The 15,666-nt window shown below is 43.1% G+C and carries 11 protein-coding genes; 6 read left to right on the forward strand and 5 right to left on the reverse strand.

The features are described from left to right. Positions 1-36: 36 nt before the first annotated feature. On the reverse strand, positions 37-624 hold the full coding sequence (locus tag QWZ01_RS20765; RefSeq protein ID WP_290326708.1) for an HD domain-containing protein: 588 nt from the start codon (positions 622-624) through the stop codon (positions 37-39). Positions 625-1,043: 419 nt separating this feature from the next. Between QWZ01_RS20765 and ffh the strand changes: the two genes are divergently transcribed. From ffh to QWZ01_RS20790, 5 genes are all read left to right on the forward strand, one after another. Next, complete coding sequence (ffh, locus tag QWZ01_RS20770; protein ID WP_290326710.1) at positions 1,044-2,372, forward strand: signal recognition particle protein; 1,329 nt, start codon at positions 1,044-1,046, stop codon at positions 2,370-2,372. A gap of 162 nt (positions 2,373-2,534) precedes the next feature. Continuing rightward, positions 2,535-4,157: a M1 family metallopeptidase gene (locus QWZ01_RS20775; protein WP_290326712.1), complete on the forward strand. Its 1,623-nt coding sequence runs from the start codon at positions 2,535-2,537 to the stop codon at positions 4,155-4,157. A 154-nt stretch (positions 4,158-4,311) separates the two neighbouring features. Further along, on the forward strand, positions 4,312-4,716 hold the full coding sequence (locus tag QWZ01_RS20780; RefSeq protein ID WP_290326714.1) for a hypothetical protein: 405 nt from the start codon (positions 4,312-4,314) through the stop codon (positions 4,714-4,716). A 135-nt stretch (positions 4,717-4,851) separates the two neighbouring features. Beyond that, positions 4,852-6,390, forward strand: coding sequence for a YifB family Mg chelatase-like AAA ATPase (locus QWZ01_RS20785; RefSeq protein WP_290326716.1), 1,539 nt, complete (start codon positions 4,852-4,854; stop codon positions 6,388-6,390). A 306-nt stretch (positions 6,391-6,696) separates the two neighbouring features. Beyond that, positions 6,697-7,077: a response regulator gene (locus QWZ01_RS20790; protein WP_290326718.1), complete on the forward strand. Its 381-nt coding sequence runs from the start codon at positions 6,697-6,699 to the stop codon at positions 7,075-7,077. Between the two features lie 84 nt (positions 7,078-7,161). Here QWZ01_RS20790 and QWZ01_RS20795 read toward each other — a convergent pair whose 3' ends face one another. Next, on the reverse strand, positions 7,162-10,137 hold the full coding sequence (locus QWZ01_RS20795) for an outer membrane beta-barrel protein (RefSeq protein ID WP_290326720.1): 2,976 nt from the start codon (positions 10,135-10,137) through the stop codon (positions 7,162-7,164). Between the two features lie 217 nt (positions 10,138-10,354). Next, positions 10,355-11,032 (reverse strand): hypothetical protein, encoded by a 678-nt coding sequence (locus tag QWZ01_RS20800; RefSeq protein WP_290326722.1) that lies wholly within the window; start codon positions 11,030-11,032, stop codon positions 10,355-10,357. 202 nt (positions 11,033-11,234) lie between these two features. On the opposite strand from QWZ01_RS20800, the gene QWZ01_RS20805 reads away from it, so the two are divergent. Continuing rightward, the gene (locus tag QWZ01_RS20805) at positions 11,235-11,507 is read left to right on the forward strand and encodes a hypothetical protein (protein WP_290326723.1); all 273 of its coding nucleotides are present in this window, start codon (positions 11,235-11,237) and stop codon (positions 11,505-11,507) included. A 137-nt stretch (positions 11,508-11,644) separates the two neighbouring features. Here QWZ01_RS20805 and QWZ01_RS20810 read toward each other — a convergent pair whose 3' ends face one another. Next, entirely contained in the window at positions 11,645-14,287 is a 2,643-nt protein-coding gene (locus QWZ01_RS20810; protein ID WP_290326725.1) for a zinc-dependent metalloprotease, read from the reverse strand. A gap of 83 nt (positions 14,288-14,370) precedes the next feature. Further along, positions 14,371-15,618: an aspartyl protease family protein gene (locus QWZ01_RS20815; RefSeq protein WP_290326727.1), complete on the reverse strand. Its 1,248-nt coding sequence runs from the start codon at positions 15,616-15,618 to the stop codon at positions 14,371-14,373. Between the last annotated feature and the right edge of the window lie 48 nt (positions 15,619-15,666).

Here is a 15,666-nt window from a genome sequence, read left to right on the forward strand (position 1 = left end):
TAAGTCTTTTGCTCAGTATGAAGAGGGTGAAAGAATTTATTTCTGCAAAGTGGCAAGTTTCAACGCGCCCTCTTCAACAATGGCATCCTTAAGCTGTGTAAGGAACTCGTTAAAATTAACGTGGCGATCCATCATGTATAGCATTTCCTTTTCAATATCGAGCCAGGTATTAATGTCGGCTTCGTTATGCTGTACCTGGGCCTCCAGTTTATCAAGGGCATTGGCAACTTTGGCTTCGTTGGTTACTTTGGCCTCAAACTCATGCCATAGGTCAAAAAATTCGTCGCCCACGGTATTGTCCAGTTGCTCGCGGATATCTTCAATAGCCCTGGTTTCATTTTCAATCTTCAGCTTTTTAACATCTTCGTTAAAAGTATCAAACGCGGGTACATCCCCTACCAGGGCCTCAATAATATCATGTATAATGATCATTTTCATGATCCGGGTAGAATCTACCTTAATACCGAGGTGCGGTTCAACCAACAAAAACATGATGGATACCCGCCAGGTATGTTCGGCCACACTTTCCTGCCTGCCATCAGATAGCCAGCTATGACGGGTTAAACGCTTCAGGTTTTCGGCAACATGTAAAAACTGTAAAATTTTGTTGATCTCGGATTTCATAATGGTTTAGTTAGCACATAAAAGTAAACAATTGCCTTAAATTTTGTAAATTTGTATATACCACAGCCCGGCCTCCACTATTAGGATAGCCGGGCTGTTTAGTTAAGGCAACAAAGAAACCGGTGATTCGGGATATTTGAATTAGTTATTTGAAAATCAATAAATTAAGACTTTTTAAAGCAAAAAAAACGGCTTAAAACCAAGTCGGAAAGTGTTAAAACAGCTTGTTTTGCTCAATTTTGGGCTCATTTCCTCAATTTTTGGCCCTGTTTTCAGCAAAAAAGTGTTAAAATAAAAATTTAAGAAGTTTTGATAGGGCGGGTATTTAAAGCCTGATGTTAAGCCCAAATTAATTTAACGGATATATTTCAAAATCATACCTTTGTAACCTTTAAAAGAGATTAAAGTATTTTATAATAATGTTTGAAAATCTTTCGGATAAACTCGACAGGGCATTTAAGGTTCTGAAGGGACAGGGAACTATTACTGAGATAAACGTGGCCGAAACCATGAAGGAGATACGCAAAGCCCTTCTTGACGCCGACGTTAACTATAAAACCGCCAAAGCATTTACAGATGATGTAAGGCAAAAGGCATTGGGCCAAAATGTGCTCACAGCCGTTTCGCCTGGCCAGTTGCTTACCAAGCTCATGAACGATGAGTTGGCCGAGCTGATGGGCGGTACCACTGCCGAACTTAATTTTCCGGCTACGCCAACCATTATATTAATTGCAGGCTTAAACGGTGCGGGTAAAACAACCTTTACCGGCAAGCTGGCCAATTATTTAAAAACACAGAAAAACAAGAAACCATTACTGGTTGCCGATGATATTTACCGCCCGGCGGCTATTGATCAGCTGGAAGTATTGGGCCAGCAAATAGGCATCCCGGTTTATGCCAACCGCGAATCAAAAGATCCGGTGGCTATTGCCCGCGAAGGTATTGCCCTGGCTAAGCAAAATGGCAACAACGTGGTTATTATTGATACCGCCGGCCGTTTAGCTATTGATGAGGCCATGATGGTGGAGATTGAGCAGGTAAAAGATGCTGTTAAACCGCATGAGATCCTGTTTGTAGTGGATTCCATGACCGGTCAGGATGCTGTGAACACTGCCAAGGTGTTCAATGATCGCCTTGACTTTACCGGTGTGGTATTAACCAAATTGGATGGTGATACCCGTGGTGGTGCAGCCCTTTCTATCAAATCGGTAGTGAGCAAGCCTATCAAATTTATTGGTACCGGCGAAAAGATGGAAGCGCTTGACGTTTTCCACCCTGATCGTATGGCATCACGTATCCTGGGCATGGGCGACGTGGTTTCCCTGGTTGAACGCGCTCAGCAGCAGTTTGACGAGAAAGAAGCTGCCGAACTGCAAAAGAAGATCCGCAAGAATAAATTTGACTTCAACGATTTTTACAGCCAGATACAGCAGATCAAGAAAATGGGTAACATGAAAGATCTGATGGGCATGATACCCGGTGTGGGTAAAATGATGAAGGATGTGGAGGTTGATGATAATGCCTTTAAATCAATAGAGGCCATTATCCAGTCGATGACACCGTTTGAGAAATCAAACCCCGAAACCATTAACCAAAGTCGCCGTACCCGTATAGCCAATGGCTCTGGTACTGATCTGGCTGAGGTAAACCGCCTCATGAAGCAGTTTGACGACATGAAAAAAGTGATGAAACAAATGAGCAACCCGGCAGCCATGGCCAGCATGATGCGCCGTATGCCAAAAATGTAAGTTTCGTTTTCCCTATTCTGAAAAATATAAGGCATCCGGTTAAAACGGATGCCTTTACATGTTTTAATAGAACACATATCCAAAACTCGTTTGGAAAAAATATCGGCCCATATATATTTTAATATGGAGCTTTTTCACAAACTTTAGCGTTAAATATATTGTATGCTTATTATCCGCTCTGTTCGTAAAACACTTGCTGCTGCATTAACATTTGCCGCGTTATCGGCCCATGCCCAGATACCCGGCGCTACCATTGATGTGCAGCATTACAATTTTGCCCTGCAACTAAGCGATAATGACAATACCATTAACGGGCAGGCGACTGTTGCGGTTAAGTTTATAAAGGATGCCGCGTCATTCAGTCTTGATCTGGTTAAAAAGAATAGCAGCGGAAAAGGGATGCTGGTATCGGCCGTTACCGAAAACGGAAAACAACTCCGGTTTGTACAGGATAGCGATACCATTAAAATATACACCGATGCAAGGCTCAACAGCATTCATAACTATACCATAAACTATGCCGGGATACCTGCAGACGGGCTCATTATATCTACCAACAACTACGGCCACCGAACCTTTTTTGGCGACAACTGGCCCAACCGCGCGCATAACTGGCTGCCCTGCGTTGATGCCCCGGCCGATAAAGCCTCGGTTGATTTTGTAGTTACCGCGCCCGATCATTACCAGGTTATATCCAACGGATTAAAAATAAAGGAACAGGCACTCCCAGGCAATTTAAAACTTACACACTGGCATGAGGCTACTGTATTACCCACCAAGGTAATGGTAATTGGCGTGGCCCAGTTTGCTATTGACCACCCCGGCGATGTAAATAAAATACCGGTATATACTTATGTATTTCCTGAAAATAAGGAAGCAGGGTTTAAAAGCTATGCCATTGCCAAGGATATATTACCCTTTTTTATAGAGCGTGTTGGTCCGTTCAGTTATGAAAAACTGGCTAACATTCAATCAAAAACCATATTTGGGGGCATGGAGAACGCGAGTGCGATCTTCTACTTTGAAGGGTCGGTAACATCGCCTGATATTGAATCGCTGATGGCCCATGAAATTGCCCACCAGTGGTTTGGCGATGGGGCCAGCGAAAAAAACTTCGGTCACCTGTGGCTGAGCGAGGGCTTTGCCACCTACATGACCAACCTTTACCTCGAAAATAGATATGGTGCCGATACCCTCAAAAAGCGCCTCATCCTCGACAGGGAAAAAGTGCTCGGTTTTGAAAAAAGGCGTTTAACCCCTGTTGTTGATACCGCAGTAAATGGCCATTACATGCAGCTGCTGAATGCTAACAGCTACGAAAAGGGTAACTGGGTACTGCACATGCTTCGCCGCAAACTGGGCGATGAACTATTTTGGAAAGGTGTACGGGCCTACTACGCTAAATACAAAGGCAGCAACGCCAATACCGACGATCTGCGCCTGATCATGGAGCAAACCAGCGGGCAGGACCTCAAACAGTTTTTTACCCAATGGCTACGTACAGCAGGCCACCCATCATTGGATATAGCCTGGAACTACGATGCTGAGAAGGGAATAATTGACTTTATTGTAGATCAGAAACAGCAAACCCTGTTCAACTTTCCTTTGGAGTACACTATTGATGGTGAAAAACATACGTCAGTAATAAAGGACAGGTTTAACCATTTTCAAATCCCCGCTAAAGCCGCGCCTGCTACCGTAGTTATAGATGCAGACGTAAACCTACTGGCCGATTATGAGATAAAAACCTACATTGATCTGATGCTCAGGAATAAGGTAAAATAGAGGGTTTTTAATAGGTAAAGTCGGTGGATATAAAATACCGGCTTTAATAAATATTATAAAAACCGCGCAATAAAATTTTATAAAAATACGTTATTGCAATATAAAATATTTATATATTAGCTAAAACCTATTATTAACCTAAAACTATAGCATCATGAACACTACAAGATTTTATCAATCCGTGTATGTAAATTTTTACAGGTGGAGCTTTAAAAATTTTGGACAGGCAAGTATGCCAAAATTCAATTCGCTTTTTGGAGTAAACTTCCTGATGATCATATTAATAACCAATTTGATGCTGCTGGCCGAATTTATCTTAAAATCGGGCTGGTTCAACATTAGTCCTATTTCCGGAACATTTATACAGTTGGGTGTGGTTGCAGCATTGCTGCTTAATTATTTTACCCTGCTCAATAACAAACGTTTCAGTAAACTTAATATAGCATTTGAAAAACTAAGCAAACATCACCAAAAAACATGGTCGGTGATGGTGCTGGGCTGGGTAATTGCCTCATGCGTTTTTATGCTGATGTCAACCTCGGTTAGATTGTCACGATAACAACTATTCTTAAACCGGCCATTGCAAAGCAGTGGCCGGTTTTTTTATCCTCCTTGAATTAATTATTTAATATCACTCCCCTTTCCCTCATAAGTAAAAATATTTATCTTTCGCTTTGATTTAAACTTTATCACAGTGTTAGTTAAAACTTTTGGCAGTGCGGTTTATGGTATTGAGGCAATTACTATAACGGTTGAAGTAAATATAGCGTCGGGGACTAAATATTATATCGTGGGCCTGCCCGATGTAGCCGTTAAGGAGAGTTATGTACGTATTGAATCGGCGCTGAAAAATTGCGGTTTCCGGATGCCCCGGCAGCAGGTGGTGGTAAATATGGCCCCGGCCGATATTAAAAAGGAGGGTTCGTCATACGACCTTACCATAGCTACGGGTATTTTAGCTGCCTCAGGGCAAATTGAGCCCGAAAACATGGATAAGTACATCATTATGGGAGAATTGTCGCTCGATGGCAGCCTGCAGCCCATTAAAGGCGCCCTGCCCATTGCCATACAAGCCCGCAAAGACGGTTTTAAAGGTTTTATCCTTCCCAAACAAAACGCCCGCGAAGCAGCCATTGTAAACGATCTGGAAGTTTATGGCGTAGAGAATATTAAAGAAGTGGCGGGTTTTTTTAACGGCGATGTAACTATCAGCCCTGAAGTTGTAAACACCCGCGAAGAGTTTTATAATAGTCTGAGCAATTACGACAGTGATTTCAGCGAAGTAAAAGGGCAGGAAAATATTAAGCGTGCACTGGAAATAGCCGCAGCGGGTGGTCACAACGTTATTTTGATCGGTCCGCCGGGAGCAGGTAAAACCATGCTTGCGCGCAGGCTGCCATCTATTTTGCCCCCGCTAAGTTTATATGAATCCTTAGAAACAACCAAGATACATTCCGTGGCCGGTAAGCTGGCTGCAGCCGATGCCTTGGTTACTATAAGGCCGTTTCGATCGCCCCATCATACTATCAGCGATGTGGCTTTGGTTGGTGGCGGCGGAAACCCGCAGCCGGGCGAAATTTCCCTGGCACATAATGGTGTTTTGTTTCTGGATGAATTGCCCGAATTTAAGCGCAGCGCCCTTGAGGTAATGCGCCAACCGCTGGAAGAACGCCGTATAACCATATCAAGGGCCAAATTCACGGTCGATTATCCATCCAGCTTTATGCTGGTGGCCAGTATGAACCCCTGCCCTTGCGGATATTATAATCATCCCGAAAAAGAATGTATCTGCCCGCCGGGGATGGTACAAAAGTATCTGAGCAAAATTTCTGGTCCGCTGTTGGATAGGATCGATCTGCATGTGGAAGTTACGCCTGTAAATTTCAGTGAGCTATCATCAGACCGCGCAGCTGAGAAAAGTGAGTTAATCCGCGAGCGGGTGATGAAGGCCCGGGAAATACAAGTTGAGCGCTTCGATAAAAGGACAGATCTGCATTCCAACGCGCAGATGAGCCCCCAAATGGTTCGCGACCTCTGTAAAATTGATGCCGCCGGACAGGCCCTGCTCAAACGCGCTATGGAAAAACTGGGTCTATCGGCCCGGGCCTACGACCGTATCCTGAAAGTGTCCCGCACCATCGCCGACCTGGCAGGCAGTGAGGGGATCAAATTGGAGCATTTAGCCGAAGCCATACATTTCAGAAGCTTGGATAGAGAAGGCTGGGCTGGGTAGTATGGAGACGGAGTCTTCAGGCATAGTGTTTCGTAGTTAGAAAACTACGGATAGCGAGACTATTAGGTTTTCTAATCCTGGCGCAAATATGGGTTTGGCCAAAAGAGTAATGGCTACTTAATATTACATTATATACACCGTAACTAATATATTACGAAGCCGGGCAATGCTAAGAGTAAAACAAAGCACCTGAATATCTTACAGGATGTTACCGATAGCAGGCCCTTAATCGGCGCGCTGTTTTTATTAATTACAAACTTAAAATATTTGCTTTTATTAAAATTTATTTATAGTTTCACTTGGAGTATGCGCACGGAAGAGCCTAATAAGAAGATCATCATATTTGATGATGACGAAGATATCCTTTCTATTTGCAGTTATATTTTGGAAGAGCAGGCTTGGGAAGTGCATACTTTCACCAACTGCAATGATATAATTGACAAAGTAGAGCGCATTATGCCGGATGTTATTTTAATGGACAACTGGATACCCGATGCCGGTGGAATTATTGCCACCCAAACGCTTAAAAGTGTTGACGAATTAAAACATATTCCGGTTATATATTTTTCGGCCAATAGCGATATTCAGATGCTGGCCAACCATGCTGGTGCGCAAAGCTACCTGGCCAAGCCGTTTGATCTGGATGAACTGGAACGGGTTATCAATACCGTACTTGTAACGCACTAATTATAAACCTGAATGATATCATAACAGAAAACCCTCACCATTAACGATGAGGGTTTTTCTATTTTAGGTAGTGTTTGTTTGATGCTATTCAGGTGAACCTGGTCCACCTGGGCCTGGGCCGATACCCGGAGGAGGTGGGTTGCCGCCGCCATCTCTTCTGCCACCCCCATCTCTGAAGTTTCTGTTATCCTGTTGTACCGGAGCCTTTCCCGCAAATTTTTGCAGGCGCAGCGTAAACGTTAACAAGTAGTAACGGGCAAGCCTGTTTACACGAGTTTGGGTGATTGAACTGGCTGTTGGTACAGATGTAAAGCCTGTATTTTGATTGAAAAGGTCGAAGCCTGATAGGCGGAGAGTAGCTATCTTATTTTTCAGGAACCTGCGTTCAACATACAAATTTAATATGTTTGGATTGGTAACCTGGATGTTTGAGGCATAGCCATAATTGGTAGCCTTTGTGTAATCATAGCTGAACACCCAATCGCCAAAGTAATTTTTACCGTTTAACCCAACGTTCCATGTTCTGAAGTTTGTTAAGCCATCGTTTAGCTCACTTCTTACAGAGTTACTGGTTCTGTTGATAGAATAATTAGTTAAAACCTGGGCGTCAATTATATTGGCCAAATCAACCCGGAAACGAAGTTCGGGAGTAAGCACAAGGTTTTTTCCAATATTTTTTAACCTATTGGCATCAATATCTGCTTGTGTTGCCGTAAGCGGGTCCAAAGCAGTAAGATTGGTCAAATAACCCACATTATTATTGTAGGTAGCTGTACCGTTAAATGTAAGTGAGTATTTGCGCTGAGCCCATGGTTTTGAGTAGGTTAAACGACCGCTTATATTATAATAACCATCGGCATTTAAATACTGGGTTAAAATTTTGTTTGAACTATTAGAGCTGATAGTATTAGTCACCACCTGGTTGCTTACCTGTTGATATGAGAAATTGGCAAAAAACACATCGCCGGTAGCAAAGCTGAAATTATTATACCGGATAGACACGTTATTGGTGAACGCCGGGTTAAGGTTTGGGTTACCAACAACAGGATAAAGAGCATTTGAATAATCAACCACCGGTTGTAACTGGGTGAAGGTTGGTGCGGCGTTTGAACCATTATAATTCACGCTGAATGATTTGCTGCGTGAAAAATTGTAGATAAACCTTGCAGTAGGAATAATGTTAAAAGTAGATTTATGCGTAATAATATCATTCAAAGGCGAGTCGCCATCTAAAACAGAAGGCTGCACACCCAGGCCTAAGGTGTAGTTATACTTTTTTTCTATAAAGCGATAATTTAAGCCTATCCTGTTGGTGGTAAAGGTATAGTTATACTGGTTACTCAATAAATCAGAGCGGTTATAATCATTGCTGGTACTTAATGTATCTGTTTCCTTATTATTGGCAGTAACAGAATGGTTAAAGGCATAGTTAAGTTCCAGGTATGAGCGCTTGCCCAGCGGTTCCAGATATGACAGATTGGTACCCCAGCTATTGGTACGGCTGTAAGTATTTATCAACTGATTTATGGGAGCTGTAGGAGTACCTGCAGTATACATATATACAGGGTTTTGATATGACCACGTTGGCGCAGAGCTTGCATTTACCAAAATGCTTAAATTACGACGGTGACCAAACCTGTGATTATATAGCGCAGTGATACCATAATTTGGCGCTTGCGAATCACCGTTGCTGATAGAGCTATATTTAGTTATGCCTTGTTTTTGAGTAAGCGATACACTATCAACCTCATTGGTGTTAGTCCCGCCGTAAGAGAACGTTGGGGTTATCTTTAAATAATTGATGGTATCGGGTTTGTACTCCATATTCCAGGTAAAACGATGATTGATGTTCTCATCTTTTTCCAGGCTGTATTGGGTTTGCTGGCTGGGGTTGGTTGATGAAGTATTTTGCTGGAATATGTTATTAGTTGTTGATGTGGTATTATCAGCAAAGCTATAACTACCATACACAGAAAGGTTTTTACCCCACTGATCGCGAAAGTTTACACCGATAGAGCGGGCATCTGTGATACCATTTTGGGCCGTTATCAAACTTCCGGAATTGAAACTGCCACGGCCGGCATTGCCACGGCCGCCGCCGCCACCAAAACCACCGCCTCCGCCTGCTCCAAAGCCACCACCCCCTCCTCCTCCGCCACCACCGCGGGTGCCGGTGCTTCCGAACGAGAAGGTATTTACGTTGGTATTGTTAAAACTACCCTGAACAGCAATCTGCTGATCGCCATTGAAGGTGAATACGTTTAATGACCCTATATAGCGGTTGGCATTAGGAATGCCCTGGCTTTTTGGCAAGGCGTCTTCACCATCACCTGCAGTAGCCTGGCCGGTGTAGCCATAGTTTTTATCTTTCCTGATGGTGATGTTCATGATCTTATCGGGCTCGCCGGTTTTAACGCCGGTTAAGTTGGCCTGATCGCCATAATCATCAATCATTTGTATGTTTTCAATAATATCGGCAGGCAGGTTTTTAGTGGCGCTTTGTACGTCGCCGCCCATGTAATCCTTGCCGTTTATACGTACTTTGGTTACCTGTTTACCCTGTGTGGTGATATTTCCATTTACGTCAACATCAACACCGGGAAGTTTTTTGATCAGATCTTCGGTGGGAGCGTTTTCGCGCACTTTATAGGAGCTTGCATTGTAAACAACGGTATCTTCCTTAATGGTAATAGGGTTGGCCGCGCCAACAATGGTAACCTGATTCAGCATGCTGGTTGAAAGCTGCATCACGATATTGCCCAGATCAACCGGTTTGTTATCATTAGTTAAAGCAAAATGTTTTTTAACAGCAGTAAAACCAATGGATGAGATGGTAAGCGTCATCTGGGTACCTTTTATACCCGAGAAAGCAAATTTTCCGTTAGCATCGGCAATGGATATGGTACTGTCCCCTCCGTTTGATATTAGCTTGATGCTGCTGCCGGGTAGTGATAGTTTGGTAGAATCAACTACGGTGCCACTTACATCATGCGTGCTTTGTGCAAATGAGTTAAATGCAAATAAAAAGGTAAAACTTAAAATGAGGAACAGGGGTTTCATAAAGTGTTTGTTCGGCTTCTGTTGTTATTAGTTAAATCAATAGACACAATCGGAACGCAAATGTTCAATTTATAAAGTATTAAATGCCAAAAGAACATATGATTGTTACATATTTGGGGTTAAAGGGCTATCAATCATAGCATTGTTACAATGTCCGAACACAGAAAAAGCCGGTATTCCGGCTTTTTCTGTGTTTTTATAGTGCGTATATGAGTTGTTAATTCACATGCAAAGCTAAAGCAACTTCGTTATAGTTGCGAAGATTGATACCCGGATGAGTAACCTGTAGTGTGGTGAGGCCAGTACCAGGGATAATTACAACTTTGAAATCAAGTCCTCCCTGTGAAAAGTTAGCTTTAACATTTACATAGCCTACGCCAAAGTCTGAAAGTGTAATAGTGCGGCCAACTTCGCTGTAAGGCAGTGCAAAATACCCGGTAGTGCTGCCGGTTGTTCTGAAGTAAACCAAGATAACACCGCTATCTACAATATCCTGCGTAATAGCCGGTACGTTAAACGTTGTGAAACCGGTAAGCGTAACACTCTTATTAACTAAAAGATAACTTTGAACATTGGCTCCATCTGCACCTGCCGGTCCCTGTGGTCCGGTTGGTCCTGCCGGCCCTTGAGGTCCTGCGGGTCCCTGTGGACCTGCCGGGCCTTGTGATCCGGTTGGTCCTGTTGGCCCCGCCGGGCCTTGTGGCCCAGTAGCCCCTTGCGGGCCTGCCGGTCCCTGTGCGCCGGTATCGCCCTGAGGGCCCTGTGCACCGTCGGCACCATTTGTGCCATTTGTGCCATTAGCACCCGCTGGCCCGGTTGCACCGTCCTTTTTACAGGCGCTGATGTTTAAAAAGCAGGCCATTAAAACGAGGTACAAGAGTCGTTTTATTTTCATAAATCTTGAAAGTTTAATATTGATAGTGCTTTATTACGGATGCAGGCACAATTAGTTTCAGAAGGGGTAAATTCAGGAACAATTATTGTGCACCTCCATGTTTAATTATGTTTTGGAGCACAAGTAGTTAATAAACAAAAGTTTAAAAAAAGAAAATAACAAAGCTGCATGTGTTTCGTTAAGATTAATATAAATTTAACCTATGAAAAATATTAGCAACACATTGCACACCAAGATACACCATTGGATTGATGGAATAGGCTTCAGGCTAAACGCATCACAAACAAACAACAAAAGCCATATCACAACCAATCATTATTTTTTTGAAACGTTCAATTTTTTTGAAAAAAAGAAGCAGGACGATCCAAAAAGCACCAAATTCTTATGTTTTGATGCTTACGGCGAAAAAATCAATGTAAAGTCGTTGCTTGACCTTCAGGTTGCTTTTTTTGAAAATATCAGCCAGCTTAAGTAATTAAACTTGCTGTGTATTATCCAGACCACCAATATCGCTTTTTAAATAATCAGTGCCGCTTTCGGGTACAGCAATAAAAAAAATCCTGCTTAAATTAATAAGCAGGATTGGACGTGTAGGCTAACGGGCTAATCCTGTTACTTATCAGTAACCGTTCTGGGCCAGCAATTCATATAATCATTTACGTTATTTTCTTTCAGCAGCTCATCAGTATTGATGGCGCGTATACCCATTGGCGAAAAATTAACTATTGGCCTGGTTGGGTTCAATGCCTCCTTGATCCTCAGGTGCAAATCGGCAAAATGTGCAGCTGTTAAGGCATCGCCGCCTTTAGGTAAGCCTGCATCTATTTTCTTTAACTCGGCACGAACCATCGGCCTGATGTCAGAAAGGGCAATGTTTATAGGGGTTAAGCCAAATGCAGCCAGCTGGGCCGGGTTTATGCCGGGGAAAGAAGCGCTGGCATCTGTAGTTAGCAGGCCCTTCAGGTTATCTACATAGCCCCGCTGCAAGTTGCGCTTAAAAGCATCGGGTTTGCTATTGTTAAATACCCCTGCACGTATATCAGTAAACAAATTGGCTACGGTGTAGGCATTAGTTCCGTTTTTGGCTTCGTTATCATACATACGCGCCAGTTTTGAAGGGTTAAGTACGTTGCCAAGCACCGCAACCTGGAGCGATTTAATGCGGTTAAGTATTACGCCATTATCAAACTTACTCAATTCGGGCTTGTTGATGAGCCAAAGCGGGGTTTCAAATAACTGCTTGTTTAAAAAGAGCTCGGCATCGCGCTGGCGGGTTTTACTTACAAAATCATAAACGGCACCTTTTTGATCATAGGTTTTAAAGTTTTCGTTCATACCGCCAATATTGGTGGTAACATGACCCATGTACCTGTTAAACTGGTTCAAAATCTCACCATATAACTCGGCCACATCACTGAAGTTTTCGTTTTTTTGATAGGTCCATTTTTCCAGATTAGGCAATATCCGTTTTAGGTTGGCTATACCATAAGTGCCGGCTTTCATGGCATTATCGCCAAGATCTTCGTTTTGCAAACGCGGGTCAATAGAGGTGCCTTGCCTGCCGAAGTAATATAATGGATTGCCGGCCTTTTTATCGGTCCAGCCCGCTAAGATCTCTTTTTCCTGCTGCGCGGTTTTATTGCCTGGGAACCAGCTGTAGCCCCATTTTATGGCCCAAAGATCATACTCGCCTATTTGCGGATAAAGATGGGTAACGCCATCACCTGGCTGAGCTATGTAGTTAAAACGGGCATAATCCATAATTGACGGTGCTGTGCCATGTTTATCAGTAAATGATTTCGACCGCAGTGAATCAACCGGATAAGCGTAGCTTGAACCAAAGTTATGCGGCAGGCCCAGGGTATGGCCAATTTCGTGCGATGATACAAAGCGGATCAGTTCGCCCATTTGCACATCGGTAAACTGAGCTTTGCGAGCGGCCGGGTTTACCGCTGCTGTTTGTATCAGGTACCAATCGCGAAGCAAACTCATTACGTTGTGATACCAACCTACATGGCTCTCCAGGATCTCGCCTGTGCGCGGGTCAGAAACGTGTGGGCCGTAAGCATTCTCCACATCAGAGGCAAAATACCTGATCACGCTGTAACGGGCATCTTCTGTACTAAATTGAGGGTCTTGCTTTGGTGTTGGCGCTTCCTTACCTACAATAGCGTTTTTAAATCCGGCAGCTTCAAATGCTTTGTTCCAATCGTTTATACCCTGAATAAGATAGGGTACCCATTTTTTAGGTGTTGCGGGGTCAATGTAATAAACTATTTGCTTTTTGGGCTCAACCAGTTGTCCGTTGGCATAGGCCACTGGATCTTTAGGTTCCAGTTTCCAGCGATGAATGTAGCCTGTTACCAACGATTTTTGTGCATTGGTACCGTAATCAGTTTGGCGCTGACCAAAATAGCCTACCCTTTCATCGCTGATGCGGGCCTTCATAGGTATTTTGGGCAGTAATACCATTGATGTATTCAGTTCAAAGGTTATTGCTCCATTGGTGTTATCGGTTGGCGAATCGCCGGCGCGGTAAGTTTTGAGGGTGCGCGCCTCCAGGTTTATCGGGAAGCTTTTAATAGTATCGATATATGAACGGGTATTATCAACGCCTGAAATTTTGTAAGCTTTTTTAACATCGTCAGATAATCCAATGGCGCTTACATCGCCATTGTAAAAATCGGTAACATCAATGAGTACGCCTGTGGTATCCTTATTGAATGCCTTGATATCAAATGAGGCCAAAACGGCATCAAGGTTTGAGTTTTTAACAGACTCATACATATCTGAAGTGCTATCGGCACGAATAGAATAGCTGGGCACACGAATAAATATCTGTTTATCATGACGCTCCCATTTCCAAACCTGATCATTCAGCATTTCGCCACCGTATTGCTGGGTAAATGTTTTGAGGCCTCCCGGAGTTTTTACAAAACGGGTAACCACCAGCATTTCGCGGTTAATTAACGAATCGGGGATCTCATAATAATATTTGCCGTCAACTTTATAAGTATTGAAAAGGCCGCTGTCTGCCTTTATCTTATCAGTTATCAGCTCACTGAATTTTTTAATGCCGTCTTTTTTGGGTGTGCCAACAGTTGCTGTGGTAGTGGTTCCGGAGGGGCCGGATGATGTTTTGAGGGTTAGGGTTTGATTTGCTGCATGCTTTTTTGATGCACAGGAGCTGGCTAAAACTGCAAGCAAGCACGCGGCTCCATATAGATATTGGACCGCTAAAAATTTTTGTTTCATTTAATAAGAAGAGTTTGAACCGTAAACATAATAAAATATCAGCTTTTTATGATGATATATGGAGGGCTGGTGATAGTCGCACATTATATGCGCCGTTTTAAAGTGAGTACCACTTTATCAAGCCTTTTATCGTGGTATACATCAAGCAGGAGGCTACGGTCGTTTTTTGATTTAAATATGTCGTCAATTTCTTCAAGGGTCATTTTGGCAACAGGCTTAAAATTGATAGATACAATTTCATCATCAGGTTCCAGGCCAACCTCATCGCCTGCCGATCCGGGTTCTACCCGGTTAATAACTATCCGGTCAAAATTTTCGCCGGCAGCATAATATTCAAGCCCGCTCATGTCATGTTCAAAGGGTTCGCGAAAATTGGGTCCGGGTTTTAGGTACATGGTGTTGTGGGCGTAATCCAGAATAACTGAAAATCTTTTCAGCGTGCCGATACCAAGGTTGCCGTCGCGCTCTACTGATAAATTAAGCTGATTATTATTTACATCCGGAAAAGAGGCTATGGCGTCCTTGACTTTGAATTTACCCAGTTCAATTGCGGCAATGCGCCCCAGGTAGCCATTGATGGGGCCATTTAAACCGATGCCCAGGTTAGCGGAGGTAATGAACTTTTGTGGTAGCCCATAGCGCTTTACTATATTTTCGAGAGATATGGGATGCCCGGCACCAAGGTCGATAATGAGTTTGGTTTTTATGTTTTCACCGCTTTGCAGCGTAATCCAGGCTTCAACATAGGGCTTCCGGTCTTCAATGGTTATAGGTATTGGGACCCCCTTTCTGAATACTTTTACATCTTTGGGGCGCCAAACGGTTAAGGTACTATCAGGTGTATTTATTTTAACGGCGAGATTATTAAAAAATTCGTACCCGATTAAACCATGAATAGGCATACCTGCATAACCCGACAAGCTGAAAAGATCTTTTTTAAGTATAGCCGCTGCTACATCATAGCTTTTTAATCCGGGTATTTCAACATCAAGCGGTGAGGTGACGTAGGCTTCCGCATCTTCGCCCTCGCCCAGCCCCGGGATTTTTAAAGTGCGCTTGTTAGGAATATAAATAGAATCAGCTAATTTGGGGTCGGTTATGATCATGAGGCCAACGCCGGTATCTAATATAAAATTAAAGGGCCCTTTGTGGTTAATATTTAATTTAATAACCATAAGGCTGCGCACCAGGTGAAACGGAATGGTTACCTTTTTTTTGTGGAAATCAAGATCAAAATATTGAGCCCGGGCGGTTAAAAAGCAAAACGACAGTAAACATACCAGCCACAATGTGCGGGATTGCTTTAACTGATGGAATAGCTTAAGTAACAAGAGATTATAGTTGGTATATTAAATTTACAACAATAATTGGTTAAACTG

The sequence above is a fragment of the Mucilaginibacter aquaedulcis genome (genome assembly GCF_030409325.1).
Classification (GTDB): domain Bacteria; phylum Bacteroidota; class Bacteroidia; order Sphingobacteriales; family Sphingobacteriaceae; genus Mucilaginibacter; species Mucilaginibacter aquaedulcis.